Origin of the sequence: Sphingomonas sp. BE123, from assembly GCF_031456015.1 — a bacterium.
In the GTDB taxonomy this organism is placed as follows: Bacteria; Pseudomonadota; Alphaproteobacteria; order Sphingomonadales; family Sphingomonadaceae; genus Sphingomonas.
In genome coordinates this window covers 306,549-332,317 of the sequence record NZ_JAVDTW010000002.1, presented here as the reverse complement: position 1 = coordinate 332,317, position 25,769 = coordinate 306,549, and the positions used below count along the sequence as shown (strand labels likewise).

Genomic DNA, 25,769 nt, shown 5'->3' with positions numbered 1-25,769 from the left:
GATGGCCGAAATGGGCCGGTTCGATTGGCAGGATCCGTTCGCGCTCGACGCACAGCTGACCGATGAGGAGCGCATGGTCCGCGACGCGGCGCGCGCTTATGCTCAGGAACAACTGCTCCCGCGCGTCAGCTCGGCATTTCTCGACGAACGGTTCGACCGCGAAATCATGTCGGAGATGGGCGCACTCGGCCTGCTTGGCCCGACCATCCCCGAAACCTATGGCGGCGCCGGTCTTGGCTATGTCGCCTATGGCCTGGTCGCGCGCGAGGTCGAGGCGGTCGACTCGGGTTATCGCAGCGCGATGAGCGTGCAGTCGAGCCTCGTGATGCACCCGATCAACGCCTATGGGACCGAGGAACAGAAGCGCAAATATCTGCCCAAGCTCGCGAGCGGCGAATGGGTCGGCTGCTTCGGCCTGACCGAACCCGATGCCGGCAGCGACCCGGCAGGCATGCGCACCCGCGCCGAAAAGATCGATGGCGGCTATCGCCTGACCGGCTCCAAGATGTGGATCACCAATTCGCCGATCGCCGATGTCTTCGTCGTGTGGGCGAAGAGCGACGCCCATGGCGGCGGGATCAAGGGCTTCGTCCTCGAAAAGGGGATGAAGGGCCTGTCCGCGCCCAAGATCGAAGGCAAGCTTAGCCTGCGCGCATCGATCACCGGCGAAATCGTGATGGACGGGGTCGAGGTTGGCGAGGACGCGCTGCTGCCCGAGGTGCAGGGGCTCAAGGGGCCGTTCGGCTGCCTCAACCGCGCGCGCTACGGCATCGCCTGGGGCAGCATGGGCGCGGCGGAAGCCTGTTTCCATGCCGCACGCCAGTACACGCTCGACCGCCACCAGTTCGGCCGTCCGCTGGCCGCGACCCAGCTGGTCCAGCTCAAGCTCGCCAATATGCAGACCGAAATCGCGCTCGGCCTCCAGGCGGCACTGCGTGCCGGGCGGATGTTCGACGAGGGTACGCTGGCGCCCGACGCGATCAGCATCATCAAGCGCAACAATTGCGGCAAGGCGCTCGACATCGCGCGCGTCGCGCGCGACATGCATGGCGGCAATGGCATCTCGGCCGACTTCCATGTGATGCGCCATGCGATCAACCTCGAAACGGTGAACACGTATGAGGGCACGCACGACGTCCACGGCCTGATCCTCGGTCGCGCCATCACGGGCATCGCCGCGTTTTGATGGAGCCCGACCGGCAACCGACCCTTGTCGGCGATCTGGTCGTCATCAGGCCGCTGGTCGCCACTGACTGGGACGCCCTGTTCGCCGTCGCATCGGACCCGCTGATCTGGGAACTCCACCCGGCGCACGACCGCTGGCAGGAGCCGGTGTTCCGGACGTTCTTCGCCGATGCACTGGCGTGCGGCGGCGGGCTCGCGATCCTCGACAAGGCGACCGGCGCGGTGATCGGGTCGAGCCGCTATGACTGCTGGGTGCCGGAAGAGGACGAGATCGAGATCGGCTGGACCTTCATCGCCCGCGCCTATTGGGGCGGTCGCTACAATCGCGAGATCAAGCGGCTGATGCTCGACCATATCCACCGCTTCGTGAATCGCGCGGTGTTCCTGGTCGGGCAGGACAATCTGCGCTCGCGCGGGGCGATGGAAAAGATCGGCGGACAGCTGGTTCCCGGCCGCACCCACCGCGGCGGCGGGAAGTCCTTCCCCGACCATGTCGTCTACGAGATCTGCCGCGCATGAAGCCGCTCGCCGGGATCAAGGTGGTCGAGCTCGCCCGGATCCTCGCCGGGCCATGGTGCGGGCAACTGCTGGCCGACCTCGGCGCAGATGTGATCAAGGTCGAGCGCCCCGGTGCGGGTGACGACACGCGCCACTGGGGCCCGCCCTTCCTGCACGACGCGGATGGCGTGAGCCGCGACGCCGCTTATTACCACTCGGCCAATCGCGGCAAGACCGCGCGCTTCATCGACATTGCGACGCCCGGAGGCCAGGCCGAGGTGCGCGCTTTGGTCGCCGACGCCGATGTCCTGATCGAGAATTACAAGGTCGGCGGGCTGGTCAAATACGGCCTCGACCATGCCAGCCTCAGCGCGATCAACCCGCGCCTGATCACCTGTTCGATCACCGGTTTCGGCCAGACCGGCCCCTATGCCCACCGCGCCGGCTATGATTTCATCATTCAGGGCATGGGCGGGATCATGTCGCTGACCGGCGAGCCCGACGGCGCGCCGCAAAAGGCGGGGATCGCCTATGCCGACATTTTCACCGGGGTTTATTCCGCCGTCGCGATCCTCGCCGCGCTGCGTCAGCGCGATGCGACGGGCGTTGGCGCGCAGATCGACATGGCGCTGCTCGACACCCAGGTCGCGGTGCTCGCCAATCAGGCGCTGAACTGGATGGCGAACCCCGCCAAGGTGCCGCACCGCATGGGCAATGGCCATGCCAACCTCGCCCCCTATCAGGCGTTCACCGCCAGCGACGGCGACTTGATCATCGCGGTCGGCAATGATTCGCAGTTCCGCAAGCTGTGCAGCGTGCTCGGCCTCACCCTCGCCGACGATCCCGATTTCGCGACCAACCCGGCGCGCGTGCGCAACCGCGCCCGGCTGATCGCACCGATTCAGGCGGCGGTGGCGGGCTGGACCAAACAGGCGCTGTCCGACGCGCTGGAGGCCCAGGGCGTTCCCGCCGGGCCGATCAACACGGTGGACGAGGTATTCGCCGACCCGCAGGTGATCGCACGCGGCATGGCAATCCTGGCGCAGGGACTTCCCGGCGTCGCCAGTCCGATCGTGATCGACGGGCAGCGCATGGTATCCGACCGCGCCAGTCCCGCGCGCCCGCCGGAGCACTGAGCTGCCGCCGCGCGGCATCGCCGTCGCAGGTTGCGGCATCGCCGGGCTCGCCGCTGCCTTGCTGCTCCACCGCGACGGCCATCGCGTCACGCTGTTCGAACGATTCGATCATCCCCGCCCGCTCGGCTCGGGCCTGCTGATCCAGCCTACCGGACAGGCGGTGCTGCGTGCGCTGGGGCTGGAGGCGGAACTGGTCGCGCGTGGAGCACCGGTCACGCGGCTGGTCGGCCATGCCGGCGCGCGCTGCGTCCTCGACGTCCGCTATGCCGCGCTGAAACGCGGCGGCGTCGGGATCGGTGTGCACCGCGCGACGCTGTTCGGGATCCTTCACGCGCCGGTCCGCGCCAGTGGCATCGCGGTCGAGACGGGGCGGGACATCACCGGCTGCCGCGATGGTCGCCTGTATTTCGCCGACGGCACGCGAACCGAGCGGTTTGACCTGGTCGTCGACGCCATGGGCTGCCGGTCCCCCCTGGTCCCCACCACGCCGCCGCTCGCCTTTGGTGCGCTCTGGGCCGATCTCGACTGGGCAGACGGGTTCATCCCCAATGCACTGCAACAGCGATATCGCGGGGCCAGCGTGATGGCGGGGGTCCTGCCGATCGGTACGCCACACCATGCCAAGGCTCCCCGCGCGGCACAATTCTGGTCGCTGCGGGGCGATCGCCATGCCGATTGGCGGGCGACCGGACTGGCGCCGTGGAAGGATGCGGTGGCATCGCTCTGGCCAGCCACCGCGCCCCTGCTCGACCAGATCGTCGATCCGCAGCAGCTGACCTTCGCCAGCTATGCCCACCGCACCCTGCGCCAACCGGTCGCCGATCGCCTGATCCATATTGGCGATTCGTGGCATTCGACCAGCCCGCAGCTGGGTCAGGGCGCCAATATGGCGCTGCTTGACGCCTATGCGCTTGCCCTCGGGCTCCGCCGCTGCCGCACGCTCGGCGACGCGCTGGGCGAAGCGATCCGGCTGCGACGCGACCAGATCCAGCTTTACCAATTGCTCAGCCGGGTGCTGACCCCGGTCTATCAGTCCGATGGCGCGGCCATCCCCTGGCTGCGCGACCGGGTGATGGGGCCGGTGTCGAAGCTGTGGCCGTTCACCGCCGTGCAGGCTGCGCTGGTCAGCGGCACGGTCGGCCATCCGCTCGCGCGGCTCGGCCTCAGCGAATGAGTTCCGCCAGCGCCTGCGCGCCAGCCGGTGCGCGCACCTTGCCGCCATGGATGAAGAAGACGAAGGTCTCGCGCGGCACCGCGGGCGGATCGCGCTCCTCGACATAGGGCAGGCTATCGGGTCGTCCGCCCGCCGCCCAGCAGCGCGCGACGTCCGCCCAGCGGTCCATCTCAGCTTCGGGATAGCAGAGCGGATTGTCGTCCTCGCCCGATTCGAGCCGCGCATAGACGAAGTCGCCCGTCACGTCGGCGATGGCCGGATATTCGGGCGAATGGGCATAGACGATCGCCACCCCGGCATCGCGGCACAGCGCCACGAACTCGGGCACGGCAAAGCTTTCATGCCGTACCTGCACCGCGTGGCGCAGTTTCACGCCGTCATGGCTGGCGGGCAGCAGCTTCAGAAATGCACCGAAATCCGCGGCATCGAACTTCTTGGTCGCCATGAACTGCCACAGGATCGGGCCGAGCTTGTCGCCAAGCTCCGTGATTCCCTGCCCCACGAACTTCGCCACCGATTCGCCCGCTTCGCCCAGCACCTTGCGGTTGGTGCAATAGCGCGATGCCTTGACCGCGAACACGAATCCGTCTGGCACGCTCGCCGCCCATCCGGCAAAGGTCGCGGGTTTAAATCCCGAATAATAGGTCCCGTTGATCTCGATCGCGCCGAGCTGGCGGCTGGCGAATTCCAGCTCCTTCTTCTGCGCGAGGCCCTCAGGGTAAAAGGTCCCGCGCCAGGGTTCGAAGGTCCAGCCGCCGATGCCGGTGCGAATGGGTGCGTGCGTCATCTGCGCTGCTTAACGCGCCACGGCACTCCCGCGCATCACGAAATACGCGTCCAGGTCTGCGACTTGCAGATAATGCCGAGGACACAGCCCTTCCCGATCAGCGAATTGCCTTCGATCCGCATCTGCCCGCTGAAGGTGCGGTTCATGTCGGGTACGAACACGCGGCCCTTATACTCACCGGGCGCCACCTGACGGAATTCGCGGAACAGGTTCGCGCCGACCAGCGGATCGGTACCGCCCTTGCGCGCATCGGCCTTGGCCTTTTCGCTCGCCCAGATCACCGTCCCGCACATCCGATCACCGCCGCACGGCGTGATTCGGATATGCACCGTGTTCTTGGGATTGCGCCATTCGCTCGCGGCGGGAAGCGTGGCGCCATTGCCCGCGGCCGTTGCCGATAGCGCAGGCGCGGCAAGCAGCGTCAGCCCGGTGACAGCCATCACCCATGCCCGCGACCGCGCCGCGTGCCGCACCACTCCGTCGATCGTCATGGTTGAACCTCCATCCTGTCGTGCGAGAATCGCGCAGCGATGCGCGTTAACCACGCTTATACAGTAAATTAGGGGCCGGGACTGGCGGGAAAAGGGCAGGAAGGGGGCAGGTGCGCAACCGCCTGAACAGGCGCAGTGCGTTCTCGGCCCGCATAGTCCGAAGAGATGAAGCGCATGGCTGATCGATGCTGTGTCGCCGCGACCGTTGCGCGGCGACTGGAGCGGGCGAAGGGATTCGAACCCTCGACCCCAACCTTGGCAAGGTTGTGCTCTACCCCTGAGCTACGCCCGCTCTCTGGCGCCTGATTTGCCCTCCCGGTTTCCCGAGGGGGCGGGGCAAGGTGGCGGCCTCTAGCAGTGGCTTTCGGGGTCTGCAACCCCCAACTTGCATCAAAAGCGCTTTCGCGTGCGGGGGCTTGGCCCGGCGCACCGCAACGCCCAAATAGGGGCCAGATCATCGTTCGCAATCACAAGGGATTCGCCGTGGCCACGCTTGGACTCTCGCCCGCCGACAAGGAAGCCGTCGAGGCGTTTCGCCGCGACATCGCCGAACCGTCGATGACGAAGCTCGTCATCCTCGATTTCTGGGCGGAATGGTGCGGGCCGTGCAAGGCGCTCGCCCCGGTGCTGGAAAAGGTCGCAGCCGACTATGCCGATAAGGGCGTGATGCTCGCCAAGATCGACGTCGACGCGAATCAGTTCATCGCCGCGCAGTTCCAGGTGCGCTCGATCCCGACCGTCTATGCGATGTTCCAGGGCCAGCTGGTCGCCGACCTGACCAACGCCCGCACCGAATCGCAGCTCAAGGCGATGCTCGACCAGATTTTGCGGCAGATCCCGGTGGAAAGCGACGCCGCCGCACAGGCCGCCGAGCTCGAGCCGCTGCTGGCGATGGGCGAAGAGGTGCTGGCGGGCGGCGAGACCGAACGCGCGCTGTCGATCTTCGAACAGATTGCCGAAATCGCGCCGGACAGTGCCCAGGCAGCCGCCGGTCGCGCGCGTGCGCTGACCGCGCTGGCGCGGCTCGACGAAGCCGCCGCCGTACTCGCCGCTCTGCCCGATGACGCCGCCAAGGCGCCCGAGGTCGAACGCGCCCGCGCCGCGCTCAGCCTGGCACAGGAAGCGCCTGCCGCCGCCGATGACGATGAACTCGGCGCATTGCGCGCCAAGGCCGCGTCCGGCGATATGGAAGCGCGCTACGAGCTGGCCGGCGCGCTGATGGGCAGCGACCGTCAGGCCGCCGCCGACACGCTGCTCGCGATGATTGCGGAGGACAAGGAATGGAATGACGGCGCCGCCCGCGCGCGCCTGCTCAAGCTGTTCGAAGCGGTCGGGCTCGAGGACCCGTGGGTATCGGCGCAGCGCCGCAAGCTGTCGGCCATCCTGTTCGGATGACGATTACTCGCCTCTCAATCTTTCCGCTGCCCGGGGCGCTGCTGTTCCCCGGCATGCATTTGCCGCTGCACATTTTCGAGCCGCGCTACCGGGCGATGGTCAATGACAGCCTCGCCCGCGACCGCCGCATCGCGATGATTCAGCCCAAGGGGGGTGGCGAGAAGCCGCCCTTGTTCGAGATCGGCTGTGTCGGCCGCATCGCCGATGTAGAGGCGATGGAGGATGGCCGGTTCAACGTGGTGCTGGAGGGGCTGTCACGCTTCCGCATCCTGCGCGAGCTGGAAGTGACCACCCTGTTCCGCCAGGTCGAGGCCGAACTGATCGCCGATCCGGTCGACGAAACCCTGTCGATGGGCGCACGCGCCGCACTCGAACTCGAATCGCGCCGCTTTGCCGAGGTCCAGGGCTATGCCGTCGACTGGGAATCGGTCGCGCGGCTCGACGACCAAAACCTCGTCAACGGCATCGCCCAGATCGCCCCCTTCGACCCCGCCGCCAAACAGGCGCTGCTGGAAGCCGACACGATCGCCGACCGCGCCGAGCTGATCATCCAGCTGATGCAGTTTTTCGGCCGGCATGAGGGGGACGAGGGGACGTTGCAGTAGGCCACCGCCCCTCTCGTCGTCCCGGGCTTGACCCGGGACGGGGCTTTTTCTTCATCGTGAGCCTAAGAAGCCCAGCCCCGGCTCAAGGCCGGGGCGACGGTGGTGATGGTCAGGCCATTTCCCCATGCAGCAATCGCGGCACCTTGCCCGATTCGCCGCGTGCTTCGGCCATGAACCAGTTCTTGAGGCTAGGCACCTTGTCCACCGCCGACAGCCCGAACCGCCGCGCCGCGTTCGCCGCCCCTCCGGGAAGCCCGAACAGATGCGTCAGCGCGTCGGTGGCGATGCTGACCATCATCGTGTCGAGGCTGCGCCAGCGTTCGTAGCGCGACAGCAGCGCGGGATCGCCCATGTCGAGCCCAAGCCGTTTTCCCTCGACCAGCACCTCGACCAAGGCCGCCACGTCGCGGAACCCGACATTGACCCCCTGCCCCGCAATCGGGTGGATGCCGTGCGCGGCGTCGCCGACCAGCGCCAGCCGCTCCGCCGTGATCTTTGCGGCATGGTGGAAGCCGAGCGGATAGCTGAAGCGCGGCCCCAGCGGCCCGAGCTTGCCGAGGAACCCGCCCATCTTCTTGTCCGCCTCGGCAAGGAAGCCGCGTTCGGAGAGCTTCATCATCCCCGCTTCCTCGCTGCGCTTCACCGACCAGACGATCGCCGAGCGATGCCCGTTTTCATCATCACGCAGCGGCAGGATCGCAAACGGCCCCTGTGGGTAGAAGATCTCGAACGCGGTATTCTCGTGTGAATGCTCGTGGTGGAGGGAGGTCACGATTGCCGAGTGATCGTAGGTCCAGCGCGCCACGCGCAACAGCGCCGCGTCGCGCGTCGGCGATGCACGCCCCTCCGCCCCGATCAGCAACTGCGCCCGCACCGTCTCGCCCGAATCGAGCGTCGCGGTGACGCCGGTTGCGTCGCGCGCGACCGACAGCGCGCGCGTCTTCATCCGCACATCGGCCAGCGGCGCGCGCTGGGCTGCGGTCATCAGCGCCCGGCGCAGGTCGCGATTCTCGAACATCGTGCCGAGCGCGCCCTCGCCCTCCTGCGGGTCGAAGTCGAGCTTGCCGGGCTTCAGGCCATCCGACACGCGGATGCTCTCGATCGGGCAGCCCTTGCCCGCCAGATCGTCGGTCAGGCCGATCGCTTCGAGCATGCGCAGCGGCGCGGCGGCAATGGCAGACGCGCGCCCGTCATGGCTGGCCGCCAGGATCGCGTCCGGATCCGCGGTATCAACCACGATGCTGGAGATGCCATGCGCGTCGAGCGCCACGGCAAGCGCGCTCCCGACCAGTCCGCCGCCAAGGATCAAGAGGTCCGCATTACTCATGTGACCCCGTTATCCCACCCCCCGCCTTGACGCCAGACTCCCCAAGGTGAATGCTTAGAACGATTATCGAACACGGGTGGGAATGATGGCGAGCCGGGCGCAGCCGATGCTGTGGCGTGACACGATGCGGGCAGGGGCACGACGGAGCGGGGCGCTGATCGGCGCGATCGCGCTGTTCGCGCTGACGCTGGCCGCTGTGCTCGCGATCGGGACCTATAGTGGCGAGGACCCCTCGCTCAACACCGCCGCGGGCGGCCCGGCGCGCAACCTGCTCGGCACACCCGGCGCGTGGCTCGCCGACCTGCTGCTCGCGCTGGGCGGGCTGCCGATCGTCCTGCTCGCGCCGGTCGGCCTCATCCTCGGCCTGCGGCTGTGGCGCGGCGAAGGTGCGGGGAACTGGCGGCGGATGCTGCTCGGCGCGCTCGGCGGCATTGCCCTGATGGGCGCGGCGCTCGCCTCGATCTCCAGCGTGGCGGTGATGGAGCTGCCGGGCGGCTGGGGCGGCGTGTTCGGCCTTGCGGTCGTCAGCGCGGTACGCGGGCTGCTCGGCCTCAGCGGTGACGCCACGATCGCCCTGTGGGGCACCCGCGCAGTCGGGCTGATCCTCGGCATCGCTGGCGTGATCCTGTGGGCGCGCAGCGTGCAGTTCGATTTCCGCCAGCATATCCGTCTGCCGCGCAAGCCGCAGCGCGAGGCGGTCGGCGCGCTGCCGTTCGACACCGACATCGACGATGCCGACGAGGTTTTCACGCCTGCTGCCCCGCGCCCGCGCAAGGTGGCGCTGCCCGACGACCGTCCGGGTCCGGTCATCGCCGAACGCGTTCCGGCGCCGACCCCGCCCAAGGCCAAGCCGGTTCAGGCCAGCCTCGACTTCAAGGGCAGCTATCAGCTCCCGCCGATCGACCTGCTCAAGCAACCCGCCAAGTCGGGCAGCACCGCGATCGACAAGGCTGCGCTTGAGCGTAACGCCCGGCTGCTCGAAAGCGTGCTCGACGACTTCCACGTCAAGGGGCAAATCGTCGAAGTCCGCCCCGGCCCGGTGGTGACGATGTACGAGCTCGAGCCGGCCAGCGGGATCAAGGCCAGCCGCGTGATCCAGCTCGCCGACGACATCGCCCGCAACATGTCGGCGGTGTCGGCCCGCGTCGCGACCATCCCCGGCCGCAGCGTGATCGGCATCGAGCTGCCCAACGCCAAGCGCGAGACGGTGAGCCTGCACGAACTGATCGCCAGCGAATCCTTTGTCGACATGGGTGCCCAGCTGCCGCTGGTCCTCGGCAAGAATATCGCGGGCGATCCGGTCATCGCCGATCTTGCCCCCATGCCCCACCTGCTCGTCGCGGGCACCACCGGCTCGGGCAAGTCGGTCGGGCTCAACTGCATGATCCTGTCGTTGCTCTACCGGCTCACCCCGGACCAGTGCCGCATGATCATGATCGATCCCAAGATGCTGGAACTCAGCATGTACAAGGACATCCCGCATCTGCTGGCGGATGTGGTCACCGATCCGCCGAAGGCGGTCCGCGCGCTCAAATGGGCGGTCGAGCAGATGGAGGAACGCTATCGCATGATGGCGTCCGTCAATGTCCGCAGCCTTGGCAGCTTCAACGACAAGGTGCGCCAGGCGCTCGCCAAGGGGCAGAAGCTCGGTCGCAAGGTCCAGGTCGGCTACGATCCCGAAACGCGCAAGCCGCTGTACGAAGAAGAGACGCTCGACCTCACCCCGCTGCCGCAGATCGTGATCGTGGTGGACGAACTCGCCGATCTGATGATGACCGCGGGCAAGGAAGTCGAATTCCTGATCCAGCGGCTCGCGCAAAAGGCGCGCGCCGCCGGCATCCACCTGATCATGGCGACGCAGCGCCCGTCGGTCGACGTCATCACCGGCGTGATCAAGGCGAATTTGCCGACCCGAATCAGCTTCCACGTCACGTCGAAGATCGATTCGCGCACGATCCTCGGTGAACAGGGCGCCGAGCAGCTGCTGGGCAAGGGCGACATGCTCTACATGCCCGGCGGCAAGCAGATCGCCCGCGTCCACGGCCCGTTCGTGTCGGATGAAGAGGTGATGGCGGTCGCCGATCACTGGCGTGCGCAGGGCGCGCCCGACTACATCTCCGCCGTCACCGAAGAGCCGGACGGCGGTGAATTCGCCCTCGACGGTGCCCCGACCGGCGAGGACAGCCCTGAGGAACAGCTCTACCGCCGCGCGGTGCAGCTGGTCGCGGAGAGCCAGAAGGCCTCGACGTCATGGCTGCAACGCCAGCTGCGCGTCGGCTACAACTCGGCGGCGCGCCTGATCGAACGGATGGAAAAGGACGGCCTCGTCTCCCGCCCCGACCATGTCGGCCGGCGCGAGGTGCTGATGGATCAGGACGGGCGGCCGTTGTGACAGTCTCTCGCTCGCATCATCTCCGATGCCATGATATGTTGAGCCGATGAACGCCGAACGCGATATCTTCGATCGTCCGCCACAGGACGAGGCCGACCGGATCGCAGATGCCGAAGCGGACGCCGACGTCGCCGCTGGCCGAATCGTGGATCACGCCGAGGTGGCCGCATGGCTGGCGAAATGGGGAACTCCTGAAGAAACCGCCGCTCCGGCCGAATGGCTGAAATAATCTGGACGCGACGGGCCCTGATTCGGCTCGATCTGATTCGTGGCTATGTCGCCCAGTTTGATCCTGATGCTTCCCGCAGACTGGCCCGCCGACTGGTGGAGGCTGCGAACAGCCTGGCGGAGTTCCCCGACCGAGGACGCCCCTCGACGCGCGGACGCCGCGAGCTGGTTACGGTCCCGCCCTATGTGATCCGTTACAAGGTAGAGGGCAATTGCGTGATTATCGGCGACATCAAGCACGGTCGCGAACATCGCGACTGAGTCGGCTCACCCCTCGATATCGATCAGCCCGATCAGCCAGTCATGGAACAGCTTCACCGGCCGCTGCTCCAGCGCGCGCGGGCGGCACACGAACCAGTAGCTGTACGGGCTCTTCACGCTCGGCTCGCCGAACAATGTCGCGATACGCGGATCGTCCGGGTCGATGCGATGCGAATCGAGCATGAAGGCGACGCCCACGCCTTGCGCCGCTGCCTCCAGCATCAGCGATCCCGAATCGAACAGGTCGATCGACACCGGCTCCAGATCGGGCAGGCCCAATGCCGCGCGCCAGATCTCGAAACTGTCGGCCATGTCGCGATGCGCCAGGATCGAATAGCCGGCCAGCTCCTCGGGCCGGCCGATCGCCTCGGCGCCATGGGCCAGCCGTCGCGCCGCGACCGGGCGGATGCGGTTGCGGTCGAGCCGCCGGCCGTACAGCGTCGGTTCGATATCGCGCGCCAGCACGATGGCGGCGTCGAGCCCGTCGCCCAGCCGCGACATGCCATGCCCGCCGGTATCGATATCGAGGTGGAGTTGCGGATGCACGGCGCGCAACGCCGCCAGATGCGGGATCAGCCGCTGGGTCGCGAACAGCGATGGCGTACCCAGCCGCAGCCGCAGCAGCTCCGCCCCGCTGTTCATGCTTTCGATCGCGTCGCTCATCGTGTCGAGCGCGGGTGCGATCAGATGCAGCAGCCGCTCCCCCTCGGCATTCAGCTTCATCGCCTGGTGCCGGCGCTCGAACAATTGCTTGCCGATGAAGCGCTCCAGCGCCTGCACCCGGCGGCTCAGCGCCGGTGACGACAGCGCCAGCTCTTCCGCCGCCGCCTTGACCGAGCCAAGGCGCGCGACCTGGACGAACGCCTCGATGGCGGTGAGGGGCGGCAAACGACGCATCGGTTACCGGTTTGTACTGCGGTGCAGCATTTTACAACTCACCCATGATGACGCGGGGCGCAAGACAGCCCTGTCATCCGCTGTAAACGGCGAATGTTACAGATTGCAGAATCTGCAATCGTATAGGTAGCTCTTCGCACTTGCACAAAAACTCGCCGCACTGCACATAGGACGTGCCTTTCAGGCATCCTCTCCTAAACCTTTCAAAGGGCTGGTCTTCGGACCGGCCCATTTTTTTGCGCGTCTGATTCGGCAAAGGGTTCGGCACGGGCCCGCTGCCCCACAGGGTCCCGGCAAACCGGTAATTTGCGGGGCTAGTCGCACCCGGCCACCCCTCATGCTATCGCTGGGTGTCCGGATGGCGGATCGGCCCGGTGCCGTTTCACCCCAACTCTAGCCGACACGGAACCGGCTGCCTATCTGCGCGTCACCCCCCGACGGGCGAAAGGAGAGCCGATGGCCGACACCGAATCAGACACGCGCAAGCTGCAGGTCGCCAATTCGCGACCCGAGGACAGCGGCCGGGGCCTTGCACATCTGCCCCGTGCGCTGATGGACGCACTTGGCCTGCAACAGGGCGATGTGGTCGAGATCATCGGCAAGCGCACCACGCCCGCGCGCGTGGTCTTTCCCTATCCCGAGGATGAGGGGCTGGAAATCCTGCGCATCGACGGGCTTCAGCGCGCCAATGCCGGAGTCGGCTCGGGCGATTTCGTCGAAGTGCGCAAGGCCGAGTCGCGCCCCGCGACTCGCGTTGTCTTCGCTCCCGCGCGCCGCGACCTGCGCCTTGAAGGATCGGGCGACGCGCTGCGCCGCACCTTCCTTGGCCGTCCGCTGTGCCAGGGCGACACCATTTCGACCGTCGGGCAACAGCGCGTGTCGGACATGCCGGCCAACGTGCTCCAGCATCTGCGCGCGCCCGCTTATGCGCTGCAGGAGATTCGCCTGACCGTCGTGTCGGCGGTGCCGCGTGGCATCGTGCATATCGACGCCGATACCGAGATCGAGCTGCGCAACGAGTTCGAGGAAGCGCGCGAACTGCGTCGCGCCGATGTGACGTACGATGACATCGGCGGCATGGCCGCAACGATCGACCAGCTGCGCGAGATGGTCGAACTGCCGCTGCGCTACCCCGAACTGTTTCAGCGGCTGGGCGTCGATCCGCCCAAGGGGGTGTTGCTCCATGGGCCGCCCGGCACCGGCAAGACCCGCCTTGCCCGCGCGGTCGCCAATGAATCCGACGCACAATTCTTTCTGATCAACGGTCCCGAGATCATGGGGTCAGCCTATGGCGAATCGGAAAAGCGGCTGCGTGAGGTGTTCGAGGAAGCGTCCAAGAACGCGCCGTCGATCGTGTTCATCGACGAGATCGATTCGATCGCGCCCAAGCGTGGGCAGGTTTCGGGCGAGGCAGAAAAGCGCCTCGTTGCCCAGCTGCTGACGTTGATGGACGGGCTGGAGGCGCGCGCCAACATCGTCGTCATCGCCGCGACCAACCGGCCCGAGGCGATTGACGAGGCGTTGCGCCGTCCCGGTCGCTTCGACCGCGAGATCATCGTCGGCGTACCCGATGAGCGCGGCCGGCGCGAGATTCTGGGCATCCACACCCGCGGCATGCCGATCGAGGAGCGCGTCGATCTCGACGAGCTCGCCCGCACCACCTTCGGCTTTGTCGGCGCCGACATCGCCGCACTCGCCCGCGAAGCGGCGATCGAGGCGGTGCGCCGCATCATGCCCCGCCTCAACCTCAGCGAAAAGACGGTGCCGGCCGATGTACTCGAAACCCTCGCCGTCACGCGCGAGGATTTCGTCGAGGCGCTGAAGCGCGTGCAGCCGAGCGCGATGCGCGAGGTGATGGTGCAAAAGCCGAACATCACATGGGAGGATGTTGGCGGCCTCGACGATGCCCAGATGCGCCTCAAGGAAGGTGTCGAGCTGCCGATGCGCGATCCCGACGCGTTCCGCCGCCTCGGCATCCGTCCGGCCAAGGGCTTCCTGCTCTATGGTCCGCCCGGCACCGGCAAGACGCTCCTCGCCAAGGCCGTGGCGCGCGAGGCGCAGGCGAATTTCATCGCCACCAAATCGAGCGACCTGCTGTCCAAATGGTATGGCGAGAGCGAGCAGCAAATCGCCCGCCTATTTGCCCGCGCCCGTCAGGTCGCGCCGTGCGTGATCTTCATCGACGAACTCGACAGCCTCGTCCCCGCGCGCGGGTCGGGAATGGGTGAGCCGCAGGTGACCGAGCGGGTGGTCAACACCATCCTCGCCGAGATGGACGGGCTGGAGGAGCTGCAGTCGGTCGTCGTGATCGGTGCAACCAACCGGCCGAACCTGATCGACCCGGCACTGATGCGTCCGGGCCGGCTCGATGAGCTGATCTATGTCGGCGTGCCCGATGCCCCCGGGCGCGAGCGCATCCTCAGGATCCAGACGCAGAAAATGCCCCTCGCCGAGGATGTCGATCTGGCTGCGGTCGCGGCGCGGACGGAACGCTTCACCGGGGCGGACCTGGAGGACGTTACCCGGCGCGCGGGCCTTGCTGCGCTGCGCGAGCAGCCGCCGGCCCGCACCGTGACGATGGCGCATTTCGAAGCGGCGCTCGCCGATTCGCGCGCCACCGTCACGCCGGAAATGGAGCGCGAATATGCGCAGATCGTCTCGAAGATGAAGCAGGACGCGGTTGCGCTGAACCCGATCGGCTTTATTGCTCCGGGGATGCTGCAGGGGCGGACTCGCTCGTCCGAAGACTGAACCAGCCATAGACGACCAGGATCGCCAGGGCGGCGGCCGCGACCAGATAGGGGAGCGGCCGCCATCCGCCGTACAGCGCGACCCCGATCGACGGGCCGAGGATGAATGCCGCACCATTGATCGACGTGACCTTGCCCGCCACTGAACCCTGCGCCCCCTGAGGCACGGCGAGCGACGATCCGGCGGTAAAGCCCGGCCGTGAAAAGCCGAACCCCATCGTGGTCAGCGCATAGGCCGTGGCGATGCCGTACAGCGACGTCGCCGTCCCGGTCGCCAGGCATCCGACCGCGCTCAATACCAGTCCGATCAGCATCAGCTGGCGCGGGGTCAGCGACAACAGCGGGATGATCCCCCATTGCACCAGCAGCGCCGATCCGGCGCCCATCATCAGCACCAGCCCGGTCGCCTCGATCGCTTCCAGCGGCGCGACGCCCAGCCGGTCGATGATCAGGAACCCGATCACCTGTCCCGCCATCGCCTGCGCATGGCCGAGGACCAGGCCGCAGATCATCCATGCACGCACGCGCGGGTCGAGAAAGCCGATCGGCTCGATCTTGGCCGCGGTCGCCGCGGTCACGCTCGCCCCGCTCGCCTGCCCGCCGATCGAGGGATAGCTCGATGCCGCGCCATGGCTCACCGGATCGTCGACATCGCGGGGGAGCAGCCGCGCGATCGCGAACAGCATCGCCAGCGCCACGCCGCTGAAGATCAGCGCGGGACCGGCCAGGCCGATCGTCGGCCCGCCGCGCCACAGATCGCCCAGCACCAGATAGGGCGCGATCGCGGGGCCCAGGATCGTGCCAAGGCCAAAGGCCGAGCCGAGCAGGGTCAGCGCCTTGGTCCGCTCGTCGCGGCTGGTGCGCGCGGCGACAATCGCCTGGATCGCCGGCGGCGCGGCCGACCCGAACCCGCCATACAGCATCCGCGCGGCGACAAAGAAGGCAAAGGCCGTCACCGGCGCGATCCAGCCATTGATCCCGGCGGCAAGGAACAGGCCACAGAAAAACAGCGACGCGGTCAGCCCGATCTGGCCGAGCAGGACCATGTTGCGCCGGCCATGCCGGTCCGATCGGTTGGCCCAGAACGGCGCCACCGCGGTCCACAACAGTGCCGACACCGAAAAGGCCGCCGCCACCGCGCTGTCGGGCACGCCGAGCGAGCGCCCCAGCGCGGGCAGCACCGATTGCAGCGCGGTGTTGCCCGCCGCAATCACGAACATGACCATGAACAGGATGGCAAAGCTGCGGTCGATGCGCGGGCTCGTCACGGGCGTGCCCAGCCATAGCTGCGCTCGACCCGTGTCACCTCGGTGCGGTACCAGGCGTACCACCGCGCACGGCCAAGATCGCGGATCCGCGCATGCTCGGGATGATCGCGCCACGCCAGTGCGGCCGCTTCGTCGCGCCAATAGCTGATGGTGATCCCCAATCCGCCAGCATCGCGCACCGCTTCGATCCCGGCATAGCCCGGTTGCTGCGCAGCAAGCGCCGCCATCGCTGCGGCTGCCTCGGCATAGCCGTCAGGATCGTCGCCGGTGCGCTGCGACACGAAAAGGACGGCAATCTGGCCGGCACGCAGCTCTTCCATAGGTTGCAGGATGAAATGTTTCACCCGGCGGCGCAACCGGCTGCGGGCCGCAATCGTTCTCCCGGTCGAGCGGTTGCGGCTGCCCTGCCGTGCGTTCCGGCGCCCCGCCCGCCGCTGCCGGGGCAAACGTCAATGATGACAGGACCGTGGCACCTGTCCTACAGAAGCGCGACACCGTTTGAGGATTGTTGATGACCGGTTCGACCACGATCGCCCGCGCGAAGCGCAAGGCTCCGCGCCCGCTTTCGCCCCAGGCGTTGTTTTTACAGGGTTTTTTCAAGCACCCGGTGATGGTCGGATCGATCATTCCGTCGTCGCGCAAGCTGATCCGGCGCATGCTCGACCCGGTCGACTGGGACCAGTGCAAGCTGTTCGTCGAATATGGGCCGGGTGTCGGCACCTTCTGCCGGGCGGTGCTCGACCGGCTCGGGCCGGATGCCAAATATATCGCGATCGACACCAATCCCGACTTTGTCGCCTATTTGCGGCGGACCATTGTCGATCCGCGTTTTTCCGTGATTCATGGCTCAGCTGCCGATGTGAACGCGATCGTCGCGGATCATGGCGCGACCCATGCCGACTATGTCCTGTCGGGCCTGCCCTTTTCGACGCTGCCGCCGGGCGTTGGCGATGCCATCGCCGCGGCGACGCAGCGGGTACTGCGCCCCGGCGGCCAGTTCCTAGTCTATCAGTTCAATCCCAACGTCCGCAATTTCCTGACCCCCCATTTCCCGCGCATCGATCATGCGATGGAATGGTGGAATGTGCCCCCCGCCCAGCTGTGGTGGGCATGGAAGGACGCCCCGGCCGATTGACGTGGGGCCGCGCGCACCACACATTCGTGCGATGGACCAGCTGAACCTGCCCGACGCGGAATGGCGCGAACGCCTGACCCCCGCCCAATATCATGTGCTGCGCGAGGCCGGGACCGAACGTGCCTTTTCGGGACATTATTCGGACCTCAAGGCCGACGGCATCTATCGCTGCGCTGGCTGCGCGCTCGACCTGTTCGACAGCGACGACAAATATGACTCCGGGTCGGGCTGGCCCAGCTTCACCCGTCCGATCGCGCCCGACCATATCGCCGAGTATCGCGATACCAGCCACGGCATGGTTCGGATCGAGGTGCGCTGCGGCCGCTGCGACGGACATCAGGGGCATGTCTTCCCGGACGGGCCGCCGCCGACGGGTCTGCGTTACTGCATCAATTCGGTCGCGCTGGAATTCGACCCGCGCGCGGCGTGAGGCACAGGATCCGCGCTGGCGATCGGCCAACGCGCCGCTTGTGACAGGCTTCGTTCACGCGTAGATCGGCAAACATCGTCCGATGGCCACCCGCAGACCCATGCTCTCGCCCAAGGCGCGCCGCATCCTTTTCTGGGTGACCGGCAGTGCTGCCCTTATCGCACTGGCGGCGTTCATCGCGCTATTGATTGCGGTCTACACCGCCAAATCGTCGCTGCCGAGTTTCGAGGAACTCAAATCCTCGCCCAACGGCCAGATGATCCGGGTCCATGCCGCCGACGGCACCGTCATCGCCTCGCTCGGGCCGAGCTATGGCGAGTGGATCGAATATGGCAAGATCCCCGAACCGATGCGCGAGGCGATGGTGGCGATCGAGGATCGGCGCTACCGCTCGCACTGGGGTGTCGACCCGATCGCGCTGATGCGCATCACCAAATTCGCGATCGACAATCGCGGTACCGGACGCCGGCTGCAGGGCGCGTCGACCATCACGCAACAGGTCGCGCGCACCATCTTCCTGTCGAACAAATATGATGTCGGCCGCAAATTCCGCGAGATGATCCTGGCGCTCGCGCTGGAGCGCAAATTCAGCAAGGACCAGATCCTCGAACTCTATCTCAACAAGGTGTATTTCGGCGGCGGTGCCTATGGCATCGATGCGGCGTCACGCACCTTTTTCGGGCATCCCGCGACCAACCTGACCCTGTCCGAGGCTGCGGTCATTGCCGGGCTGGTCAAGGCGCCGTCGCGCTACTCGCCGACCGCCGACGCCCAGGCGGCGATCGGCCGCGCCAGCGTCGTGCTCGACGTGATGGTCGAAACCGGCGCGCTGACCGCGGCGGAAGCGGCCACCGCCCGCCCGGCCCAGGTCAAGCTCGCCGCCGCGCCGCGCCAGAACAGCGTGCGCTATTTCACCGACTGGGCGCTGCCCCAGCTCGAACTGCTGATCGACGAAACGGTCGCCCCGCTCGATGTGTGGACCACGATCGACCTCAAGATGCAGAACGCCGCGACCCAGGCGATTCAGGCGAACACGCCCAAGGGTGCCCAGGGCGCTTTGGTCAGCCTCGACCGCGACGGCGCCGTGCGCGCGATGGTCGGCGGGCGCGATTATGTGTCGTCGATCTACAACCGCGCGACCCAGGCGACGCGCCAGCCGGGATCGGCGTTCAAGCTGTTCGTTTATCTCGCTGCGCTCGAATCCGGGCGAAAGGTCGATGACCGCGTGGTCGACGAACCGGTGACGATCAATGGCTGGAGCCCGCGCAACAATAGCGGACGGTTCAGCGGCGAAATGACGCTGCGTTCGGCCTTTGCCTATTCGATCAACACCGTTGCCGCCACGCTGGGTCAGGAAGTCGGCTTCGGGACGGTCGCCGACATGGCGCGCCGGTTCGGCATCACCACGCCGATCAATACCCAGCCAGCGATGGTGCTGGGCACCGCCAATGTGCGGCTGATCGACATGACCCGCGCCTTTGCTTCGGTCGGGCAGAAGGGCGTGGCGGTCACACCCTATGCCATCACCCGCGTCACCGCGAATGGCGCGGTGATCTACAGCCACCAGGTCGATACCTCGCGCGTGCTGGTCGCCCCCTATGTCGCCGCGCAGATGACCGACCTGCTCCAGACCGCGGTCAATACCGGAACCGGCAAGGCCGCCCAGATCGGCCGCCCGGTCGCGGGCAAGACCGGCACGACCAGTTCGAACAAGGATGGCTGGTTCCTCGGCTTCTCCTCGGGGCTTACCACCGGCGTGTGGATGGGCCGCGACGATGCCAAGCGTGTCGGCGGGCTGCAGGGCGGGACCGCGCCCGCCCGTGCCTTTGCCGGCTTCATGCGGGTTGCAACCGCGAACCGCCCGGTCGAGCAGTTCGAAACCGAAGTGACGCTGCCCGAATGGCAACTCGAACCGGATGCAGAAGCATGGGGCGAGGCCGATAATGGCGTATTCGTCGACCCCGACGGCAACCCGGTCGCGCGCGAGGATGGCGGCGAAGATCCGGCGACCGACCCGGGCGACGGTGCTGCTGGCGAAGATGGCCGGATCGACCAGGACTGGATCGACCGGATGACCGGCCGTGACGCACCGCGCGATCCTCAGCCGGCGCCGCGCCGCGATCCCGCCGATCGTCCGCCGCAGCAGCAGCCGCGCGAGCCGCTGCGTGCGCCTCAGTCCGATCGCCCGAACGAGTGAAGCCGCATCGCATTGGCGCGTAGCCATGCCCGCTCGGGCGCCGGGTCGCGCCCATAGAGCGTCCGCACCAGTGCGTGGAACGCCGGGCTGTGGTTCATATGCGTGCGATGCGCCACTTCATGCGCCACCGTTGCGCGGCGCACGTCCGGCGGCGCCAGGATCAGCCGCCAGCTGTAGCGGATCACGCCCGACGACGCGCAACTGCCCCAGCGGCCGGTGGGATCGCCCACCGCGACCTTGCTGACGCTTACCCCTGACAGCGCGGCATAGTCGGCAGTTTCGGCGCTTAGCGTGGTCAGGGCGGCCTTGCGCAGCCAGCGCTCGATCCGCCGTTCATAGCCCTCGCGCGGGCCGCCGGCGATGATCTGCCCGTCATCGAGCACGGGCGTACGCGGAAACCCGCTGTCCCAGCCCAGCCCCACCTCTTCGCCCAGATACAGGATCGTGGCACCCGGTTCGAACGGCGTGGGAGCCGCCCGGTTGGCGAGCGCCTTGGCGATCCATTCATGCTGCCCCTCGGCCCAGCGCAATGCCGGCCCGGCCGGCGCGCGCGGCGGAATGGTCAGGCGGACCGCACCGGTCGCCGGGTCGACCGACAGGCGCATCGAGCGTGCGCGCGGGTGCCGAACCAGCTGGATCGGGACGGTCACAGGATCCGGTCGACCATATGATGCTCAAGATCGCCCGCGACATCTTCCGAAATGGTCCAGCCGCGCGTCGATTCGCGCGCTTCATGGACGCTCTCGCGGCTGCCGCTGATCAGATAATGCCAGTCGGGCAGCGCTTCGCCGGCCGCGCGCAGTCGATAGGCGCAGGTTACCGGCAACCACGGAATGTCGTCGACATTGCCGGCATTCAGCCGCACGCATTCGGCGACATAGGCGTGGCGGTGGCGATAGTCGCTGCACCGCCCCTGATCCCGGTCGAGCAAGCGGCACGCGACATTGGTGGCGTAGATATCGCCCGTATCGGCGTCCTCGACCTTGTGCAGACAGCATTTGCCGCACCCGTCGCACAGCGCTTCCCACTGTGCCCGGTCAAGCCGGTCGAGCGGCAGCTCCCAAAAGCGCGTCAGCCGATCCACCGGGTGATTTCCGCGACGATCGCGTCGGGATTCTGGTCCTGCGGCAGCAGCGCGATCGGCTCGCCATTCGGCCCCATCAGATAGGCCTGGCGACCATGGTCCATCAGATAGCCGGTCGGCGTCTCGCGCTTGGCATAGGGCACGCGATAGACCTTGGCTGCCGCATCGACCTGCGCCGCGGTGCCGGTCAGGCCGACCATGCGCGGGTGGAAGGCGGCGGTGAATTCCTTGACCACTGCGGGCGTGTCGCGCGCTGGGTCGATCGAAACGAAGACAGGCACGATCTTCGCCGCCAAATCCGGATTCTGCTGGTCCAGCCGCTTCATCGCGCCGCCGATATTCTGCACATCGACCGGGCACACATCGGGGCAGAAGGTATAGCCGAAATACATGATGCGGTATTTGCCGGCGAAGTCCTTCTCGGTGACGGTCTTTCCATCGCCGTTCACCAGCGTGAACGGGCCGCCGATCGACGCACCGGCCAGCGGTGCATCGGCAATCGACTTGGTGGCAGGCGCGCCGCCACCGCAGGCGGTCAGTGCGAGCAGGGCGGGAAGGGCGAAGCGGGCGATGCTGTTCATGGCAAGGCGATCCATGATCTGATAGGGTCCTGCTGGCAAGAGTTGCAGTTACCAGAGGTGTGTTTCGACCATGTTGATCCGTCCATCCCGGCTCCTGATCGCCACGGCACTGGTCGCCGTCGCGCTCCCGGCCGGCGCCCAGCGTTTTTCCGACAGCTACACCTTCCTCAAGGCCGTGCGCGAGCAGGACGGGAACAAGGTCACCGAGTTCCTGAACCAGCCCGGCCAGACGCTGGTCAACACCAAGGACGACAAGGGCGAGGCGGCGATCCACATCGTCACGAAGCGGCGCGACATGACCTATCTGCGCTTCATCCTCGCGCGCGGCGGCAATGCCAATCTTCAGGACGGGGCCGGCAATTCCCCGATGATGCTCGCGGTCGAGGCCGCCTGGCCGGAGGGGGTCAAGCAGCTGATCGATCGCAAGGCGAATGTGAATCTGGGCAATGACGGCGGCGAAACCCCGCTGATCCGCGCGGTGCAGCGTCGCGACAAGGACCTGGTCGATCTGCTGCTGGCCAATGGCGCCGATCCTGATCAGGTCGATCGCCTGGCTGGGATGAGCGCGCGCGATTATGCCGCGCGCGATACGCGGGCGCCGGCAATCGGCGAAGCGCTCAAGAACGCCGCGAAGGTGCAGAAGCGCGCCGTGTCCGGGCCGAGCTTCTAACCCGTCCAGCCAAGCCCGTCGGCATCGGGATCGGTCAGCGCGATCACCCGCCGCGCCGCGCGGCGGGCAAACGCCAGCGTGCATTTGCGCCGTGTCGCGCTCGCCAGCGGGACGGTCCGCGCCTCGCGGATGATCGCCGCGTCATACCGGTCGGCCACGATCACCCCGGCGCGTTCCGGCAGGAAACCGGGGCGCTCGAGCGGGGCGAGGTCGAACCCCGCAGGCACGGCCCAGAAATAGCGGTCGCAATGGGCGAGATAATCGGTCCATTTGCCGTCGCCCAGCAGATCGGCGCGCGACACCTTGACCTCGACGATCACGATCTCGCCGCGCAGGTTCAGCGCCATCAGGTCGGCGCGGCGCCCGTCGCCCAGCGGCACTTCCGCCATTGCCACGCAATCGTGCCGCAGCAGCATGCGCGCGACGCCGCGCGTCACCTCGGCAGTGACTAGCGGCGCGGCCGCCTGCGCAGCATCGGGGGAGGGGGCAGCGGCCGGGGAAGCGGGAGTCGTCATCGCCCGACCCTAGAACATTGCACGAACAAACAAAAGCCCGGCCGTTGGGGCCGGGCCTTGTGTCAGCGGTAGAAGATGTGATTGCCGACGCTGCCGACCCGCGCCCTGCGCCAGCCGGGCGAGACATAGCGGGCGTGGAAGAACAGCGCATCGGACACGCGGCTGTCCCACGCGTCGGCGCGCGCCACCTGTGCTACCGCAAGCGCGGTCTTCCACGCGCGCGCGCCCGCCGGCGGCTGCGGCAGGCGGCCGCCGCGAACGAACGAGAACTGGCCGCGCTGGGTCAGCACGCCGCACACCGACGCGGGGAACCGGCCGGAGCGGGCGCGGTTGAGGATTACCTCGGCGACGGCGAGCTGGCCTTCCAGCGGCTCGCCCTTGGATTCGTAATAGACGCCGATCGCGAGGCAGTTGAGCTCGGCATCGTCGGCAACCATGTCCTGTGCCGCGACGGCGTCGGCAAGCGAGGCATGACGGGCGGTCTCGGTGGTCTCCACCGCATCGACGGGAATCGCCGCTGCATCGTCCGCTTCAAGCGCGGCGAGCGAATCGGCCATCGTCGGAACCTGTTCGGCGGCTGCTTCGTTGAGCGCCTGAACCGGTGTTTTTTCGGCTTCTCCGGCGACACCCGGGGCCGTTGCACCCACGCCCGCGGCAAGGGTGAGAGTCGCGGCTGCGATCAGCGCAGCCCGGAACGAAAAGATCATTCAACTTCGATACTGTGCGGTTGGTGCGCGATCCGGTTGCTGAATGACGCTTCTGCGTCGAACCGATCGGGCGTGCCCCCCGACTGCGTAACCACCGGCCTCTGACCCCGACGGCACAACGCTATTCAAAATGTCGCGCGCCTCTGCCGCCGTTGCTGCGCTGCGTCAAGCGCCGATGATCGTTTCAGCGGCGAACCGTTCCGCCGCTGCGATATCCAGCTCGACGACCCACAGGTCGCGGTCGCGCTCGCGGCGGCGCTGCCAGTAATCGGTCACTGCGCCCGGATCCTCGAACCGTTCGGGCCCGCTGCGCACCAGCATGGCGTTCCCATCGGGCCCGATCCCGCGCTCGAAAAAGCGCGGGTCGGCGCCGCGTTCGAGGGTCAGGATCAGGATTGCGCCGGCTTCGGCTTCGCCGCGTGCCAGCACCATCGCGCTGCCGCCAGCGACATTGACGCGTCGGATCAGCGCGGTGACCAGGACCCCGCTGGCCAGCCGCGGCGTCACGGCGCGCCGCGATAGCCGGGCAGCCCGGCCAGCGCGATGCGTGACTTCATGAACGTCCCCGTGCCGCGCGCGGCCTCTTCGCCGCTGGCATCGATCAGTCGCGCCTCGGCCACGAACACCCGCCGCTGCCCGCTCACCCAGCGTCCCTCGGCGATGACCGGTCCCGGCCCGAGCGGGCGGGTGAACAACAGGTTGAACGCCGTGGTCAGCAGGAACCGGTCGGTGACCAGGCTGTTCGCGGCATAGAATGCGGCGTCGTCGAGCATCTTGAAATAGCTGGTGCCGTGCGCGGCCCCGCCGGCATGGAAATGCTGCGCGCTGATCGTGAAGTGGATCCGCGCCAGGCCCGCCGCCGGAATTTCGAGCCGCGATTCGAACAGCTGGTTGATCGGCGCGGCGGCATAGAGCGATTCGAGCGCGCGGAAATGCGCCTCCGCCCCGACCGCGCGCGCGGGATCAGGCTGCGGCGTCACGCGCTTCGGTCCCGGCGAGCAGCGCATAGAGCGCGTCGGCGGAACCCGCCCCGCGCAGCTTGGCGGTAAAACCCCGGTCGCGCATCCGCCGCGACACCCGCGCCAGCGCCTTGAGATGCTCCGCCCCGGCCGCCACCGGAGAAAGCAGCATGAACACCAGATCGACCGGGATCTCGTCCACCGACCCGAAATCGAGCGGACGGTCGAGCCGCATCATCACGCCGCGCACCCGATCCAGCCCCTCGATCCGGGCGTGCGGAATGGCGATACCTCCGCCAAATCCGGTCGATCCCAGCCGCTCGCGTGCGGCAAGCTGTGCCGCGACGACGGCCGGGTCGAGCCCATGGGCCCGCCCCGCCGCCTCGGCGAGCAGCGCGAACAGCTTTTTCTTGCTGCCCGCCGTAACGCCCGAAGCCACCGCCTCGGGCGTCAGCAGATCATCCAGATCGTTCATTACCGCGATCAGGCTGCCCGGTTGGGTTCAACCCATCCGATCGTTCCATCGGTGCGCCGATAGACCATGTTGTAGGTACCGGTGCCGACATTCTTGAACAGCAACGCGTTGGTGTTGCGCAGGTCGAGCATCATCACCGCGTCGGAAACGCTCGCATCGGGCACGTCGACGCGGGTCTCGGCGATGATCGCCGGGGCGTCGGCAACCTCTTCCTCCTCCTCGATCTGGAACACGGTATAGCCCGCGTCATAGGCCGCCTCCATCGCCGCCTGGGCGTGGCCGTTGTTGCGGTCCTTCAGCCGGCGCATATAGCGGCGCAGCTGCTTCTCGATCTTGTCCGCAGCGCCGTCAAAGGCAAGGTGCGCCTCATGCGCGGCATGCGTGCCCTTGAGCACCAGCCCCTGCATCACATGCGCGACGATGTCGCAGGTAAAGCCGTGATCGTGCGGCCCCTTGCCAAAGGTCACCTGCGCGGAGATCGCGCGCGCGAAATACTTCTCCGCGATACCCTGGAGCCGGTCGTCGACATGCTGCCGCAGCGCAGTGCCGGTATCCACCTGATGACCAGAAACCCGGATATCCATATTTACCTCCGTCGTGACTAGAGAGCACCTAGGAAGGC

29 protein-coding genes and 1 tRNA gene are annotated in these 25,769 nt (G+C 67.2%); 14 read left to right on the top strand and 16 right to left on the bottom strand.

Annotation, left to right across the window (positions count from 1 at the left end; translation table 11 throughout):
* Position 1: 1 nt before the first annotated feature.
* The 4 genes from J2Y54_RS09815 to J2Y54_RS09800 are packed head-to-tail and all read left to right on the top strand — an operon-like array spanning position 2 to position 3,993.
* Positions 2-1,186 carry an acyl-CoA dehydrogenase gene (locus J2Y54_RS09815; protein WP_310039148.1) on the top strand — a complete coding sequence of 395 codons (1,185 nt, stop codon included), beginning with the start codon at positions 2-4 and terminating at the stop codon, positions 1,184-1,186.
* A complete protein-coding gene (locus J2Y54_RS09810) occupies positions 1,186-1,704 on the top strand; it encodes a GNAT family N-acetyltransferase (RefSeq protein ID WP_310039146.1) in 519 nt (172 codons plus the stop codon). The genes J2Y54_RS09815 and J2Y54_RS09810 overlap by 1 nt, the downstream gene beginning before the upstream one ends.
* Positions 1,701-2,819, top strand: a complete 1,119-nt coding sequence (locus J2Y54_RS09805) for a CaiB/BaiF CoA-transferase family protein (protein WP_310039144.1) — start codon at positions 1,701-1,703, stop codon at positions 2,817-2,819. Before J2Y54_RS09810 ends, J2Y54_RS09805 begins: the two co-directional genes overlap by 4 nt.
* Position 2,820: 1 nt before the next feature.
* Positions 2,821-3,993 (top strand): NAD(P)/FAD-dependent oxidoreductase, encoded by a 1,173-nt coding sequence (locus J2Y54_RS09800; RefSeq protein ID WP_310041266.1) that lies wholly within the window; start codon positions 2,821-2,823, stop codon positions 3,991-3,993.
* On the opposite strand, the gene J2Y54_RS09795 is transcribed toward J2Y54_RS09800, so the two are convergent.
* From J2Y54_RS09795 to J2Y54_RS09785, 3 genes are all read right to left on the bottom strand, one after another.
* Positions 3,983-4,780 carry a DUF72 domain-containing protein gene (locus tag J2Y54_RS09795; RefSeq protein WP_310039143.1) on the bottom strand — a complete coding sequence of 266 codons (798 nt, stop codon included), beginning with the start codon at positions 4,778-4,780 and terminating at the stop codon, positions 3,983-3,985. The genes J2Y54_RS09800 and J2Y54_RS09795 overlap by 11 nt on opposite strands.
* A 35-nt stretch (positions 4,781-4,815) precedes the next feature.
* Complete coding sequence (locus J2Y54_RS09790; RefSeq protein ID WP_310039142.1) at positions 4,816-5,271, bottom strand: DUF2147 domain-containing protein; 456 nt, start codon at positions 5,269-5,271, stop codon at positions 4,816-4,818.
* 217 nt (positions 5,272-5,488) lie between these two features.
* Positions 5,489-5,563, bottom strand: a tRNA-Gly gene (locus tag J2Y54_RS09785).
* Between the two features lie 191 nt (positions 5,564-5,754).
* Between J2Y54_RS09785 and J2Y54_RS09780 the strand changes: the two genes are divergently transcribed.
* On the top strand, positions 5,755-6,666 hold the full coding sequence (locus J2Y54_RS09780) for a tetratricopeptide repeat protein (protein WP_310039140.1): 912 nt from the start codon (positions 5,755-5,757) through the stop codon (positions 6,664-6,666).
* Complete coding sequence (locus J2Y54_RS09775; RefSeq protein WP_310039139.1) at positions 6,663-7,271, top strand: LON peptidase substrate-binding domain-containing protein; 609 nt, start codon at positions 6,663-6,665, stop codon at positions 7,269-7,271. Before J2Y54_RS09780 ends, J2Y54_RS09775 begins: the two co-directional genes overlap by 4 nt.
* A 109-nt stretch (positions 7,272-7,380) precedes the next feature.
* Here the strand turns inward: J2Y54_RS09775 and J2Y54_RS09770 are convergent, their stop codons facing one another.
* Positions 7,381-8,598 carry an FAD-dependent monooxygenase gene (locus J2Y54_RS09770; protein ID WP_310039136.1) on the bottom strand — a complete coding sequence of 406 codons (1,218 nt, stop codon included), beginning with the start codon at positions 8,596-8,598 and terminating at the stop codon, positions 7,381-7,383.
* An 85-nt stretch (positions 8,599-8,683) separates the two neighbouring features.
* Between J2Y54_RS09770 and J2Y54_RS09765 the strand changes: the two genes are divergently transcribed.
* Genes J2Y54_RS09765 through J2Y54_RS09755 form a run of 3 tightly spaced genes read left to right on the top strand, consistent with a single transcriptional unit; the run spans position 8,684 to position 11,479 of the window.
* Positions 8,684-10,990 carry a DNA translocase FtsK 4TM domain-containing protein gene (locus J2Y54_RS09765; protein ID WP_310039135.1) on the top strand — a complete coding sequence of 769 codons (2,307 nt, stop codon included), beginning with the start codon at positions 8,684-8,686 and terminating at the stop codon, positions 10,988-10,990.
* 46 nt (positions 10,991-11,036) lie between these two features.
* Positions 11,037-11,219 carry an antitoxin gene (locus J2Y54_RS09760; protein WP_310039133.1) on the top strand — a complete coding sequence of 61 codons (183 nt, stop codon included), beginning with the start codon at positions 11,037-11,039 and terminating at the stop codon, positions 11,217-11,219.
* Positions 11,207-11,479 (top strand): type II toxin-antitoxin system RelE/ParE family toxin, encoded by a 273-nt coding sequence (locus J2Y54_RS09755; protein ID WP_310039132.1) that lies wholly within the window; start codon positions 11,207-11,209, stop codon positions 11,477-11,479. Before J2Y54_RS09760 ends, J2Y54_RS09755 begins: the two co-directional genes overlap by 13 nt.
* Before the next feature lie 6 nt (positions 11,480-11,485).
* Here J2Y54_RS09755 and J2Y54_RS09750 read toward each other — a convergent pair whose 3' ends face one another.
* Positions 11,486-12,376, bottom strand: coding sequence for a LysR substrate-binding domain-containing protein (locus J2Y54_RS09750; protein WP_310039130.1), 891 nt, complete (start codon positions 12,374-12,376; stop codon positions 11,486-11,488).
* A 456-nt stretch (positions 12,377-12,832) separates the two neighbouring features.
* Here J2Y54_RS09750 and J2Y54_RS09745 point away from each other — a divergent pair, with 456 nt between their 5' ends.
* Positions 12,833-15,127, top strand: a complete 2,295-nt coding sequence (locus tag J2Y54_RS09745) for a CDC48 family AAA ATPase (protein ID WP_310039128.1) — start codon at positions 12,833-12,835, stop codon at positions 15,125-15,127.
* Here J2Y54_RS09745 and J2Y54_RS09740 read toward each other — a convergent pair.
* Positions 15,078-16,352, bottom strand: a complete 1,275-nt coding sequence (locus J2Y54_RS09740) for an MFS transporter (RefSeq protein ID WP_310041265.1) — start codon at positions 16,350-16,352, stop codon at positions 15,078-15,080. The two genes, J2Y54_RS09745 and J2Y54_RS09740, sit on opposite strands and share 50 nt — an antisense overlap.
* 38 nt (positions 16,353-16,390) lie before the next feature.
* Positions 16,391-16,714 carry an antibiotic biosynthesis monooxygenase gene (locus J2Y54_RS09735; RefSeq protein ID WP_310039126.1) on the bottom strand — a complete coding sequence of 108 codons (324 nt, stop codon included), beginning with the start codon at positions 16,712-16,714 and terminating at the stop codon, positions 16,391-16,393.
* A 191-nt stretch (positions 16,715-16,905) separates the two neighbouring features.
* Between J2Y54_RS09735 and J2Y54_RS09730 the strand changes: the two genes are divergently transcribed.
* From J2Y54_RS09730 to J2Y54_RS09720, 3 genes are all read left to right on the top strand, one after another.
* A complete protein-coding gene (locus J2Y54_RS09730; RefSeq protein ID WP_310039125.1) occupies positions 16,906-17,529 on the top strand; it encodes a methyltransferase domain-containing protein in 624 nt (207 codons plus the stop codon).
* A gap of 31 nt (positions 17,530-17,560) precedes the next feature.
* The gene (gene msrB, locus J2Y54_RS09725) at positions 17,561-17,959 is read left to right on the top strand and encodes a peptide-methionine (R)-S-oxide reductase MsrB (RefSeq protein ID WP_310039123.1); all 399 of its coding nucleotides are present in this window, start codon (positions 17,561-17,563) and stop codon (positions 17,957-17,959) included.
* A 100-nt stretch (positions 17,960-18,059) separates the two neighbouring features.
* Entirely contained in the window at positions 18,060-20,156 is a 2,097-nt protein-coding gene (locus J2Y54_RS09720; RefSeq protein WP_310039120.1) for a PBP1A family penicillin-binding protein, read from the top strand.
* Here the strand turns inward: J2Y54_RS09720 and J2Y54_RS09715 are convergent.
* From J2Y54_RS09715 to J2Y54_RS09705, 3 genes are read right to left on the bottom strand one after another with little or no spacing between them, the layout of a single operon-like run.
* Positions 20,132-20,806 carry a SprT family zinc-dependent metalloprotease gene (locus tag J2Y54_RS09715; RefSeq protein WP_310039118.1) on the bottom strand — a complete coding sequence of 225 codons (675 nt, stop codon included), beginning with the start codon at positions 20,804-20,806 and terminating at the stop codon, positions 20,132-20,134. The two genes, J2Y54_RS09720 and J2Y54_RS09715, sit on opposite strands and share 25 nt — an antisense overlap.
* Positions 20,803-21,231, bottom strand: coding sequence for a YcgN family cysteine cluster protein (locus tag J2Y54_RS09710; protein ID WP_405052927.1), 429 nt, complete (start codon positions 21,229-21,231; stop codon positions 20,803-20,805). The genes J2Y54_RS09715 and J2Y54_RS09710 overlap by 4 nt, the downstream gene beginning before the upstream one ends.
* The gene (locus tag J2Y54_RS09705) at positions 21,228-21,836 is read right to left on the bottom strand and encodes an SCO family protein (RefSeq protein WP_310039113.1); all 609 of its coding nucleotides are present in this window, start codon (positions 21,834-21,836) and stop codon (positions 21,228-21,230) included. The genes J2Y54_RS09710 and J2Y54_RS09705 overlap by 4 nt, the downstream gene beginning before the upstream one ends.
* Positions 21,837-21,891: 55 nt before the next feature.
* Between J2Y54_RS09705 and J2Y54_RS09700 the strand changes: the two genes are divergently transcribed.
* Entirely contained in the window at positions 21,892-22,491 is a 600-nt protein-coding gene (locus tag J2Y54_RS09700; protein WP_310039110.1) for an ankyrin repeat domain-containing protein, read from the top strand.
* Here the strand turns inward: J2Y54_RS09700 and J2Y54_RS09695 are convergent.
* The 6 genes from J2Y54_RS09695 to hpf all read right to left on the bottom strand — a co-directional run bounded on the left by J2Y54_RS09695 (position 22,488) and on the right by hpf (position 25,731).
* The gene (locus J2Y54_RS09695) at positions 22,488-23,006 is read right to left on the bottom strand and encodes an MmcB family DNA repair protein (RefSeq protein ID WP_310039108.1); all 519 of its coding nucleotides are present in this window, start codon (positions 23,004-23,006) and stop codon (positions 22,488-22,490) included. The two genes, J2Y54_RS09700 and J2Y54_RS09695, sit on opposite strands and share 4 nt — an antisense overlap.
* Positions 23,007-23,068: 62 nt before the next feature.
* On the bottom strand, positions 23,069-23,713 hold the full coding sequence (locus J2Y54_RS09690; RefSeq protein WP_310039106.1) for a cell wall hydrolase: 645 nt from the start codon (positions 23,711-23,713) through the stop codon (positions 23,069-23,071).
* 165 nt (positions 23,714-23,878) lie between these two features.
* Positions 23,879-24,220 (bottom strand): DUF1491 family protein, encoded by a 342-nt coding sequence (locus J2Y54_RS09685; protein ID WP_310039104.1) that lies wholly within the window; start codon positions 24,218-24,220, stop codon positions 23,879-23,881.
* Positions 24,217-24,720, bottom strand: a complete 504-nt coding sequence (locus J2Y54_RS09680) for a PaaI family thioesterase (protein ID WP_310039102.1) — start codon at positions 24,718-24,720, stop codon at positions 24,217-24,219. Before J2Y54_RS09680 ends, J2Y54_RS09685 begins: the two co-directional genes overlap by 4 nt.
* Positions 24,677-25,147, bottom strand: a complete 471-nt coding sequence (locus J2Y54_RS09675) for a PTS sugar transporter subunit IIA (protein WP_310039101.1) — start codon at positions 25,145-25,147, stop codon at positions 24,677-24,679. Before J2Y54_RS09675 ends, J2Y54_RS09680 begins: the two co-directional genes overlap by 44 nt.
* An 8-nt stretch (positions 25,148-25,155) precedes the next feature.
* Positions 25,156-25,731, bottom strand: coding sequence for a ribosome hibernation-promoting factor, HPF/YfiA family (gene hpf, locus J2Y54_RS09670; RefSeq protein WP_310039099.1), 576 nt, complete (start codon positions 25,729-25,731; stop codon positions 25,156-25,158).
* Positions 25,732-25,769 lie beyond the last annotated feature (38 nt).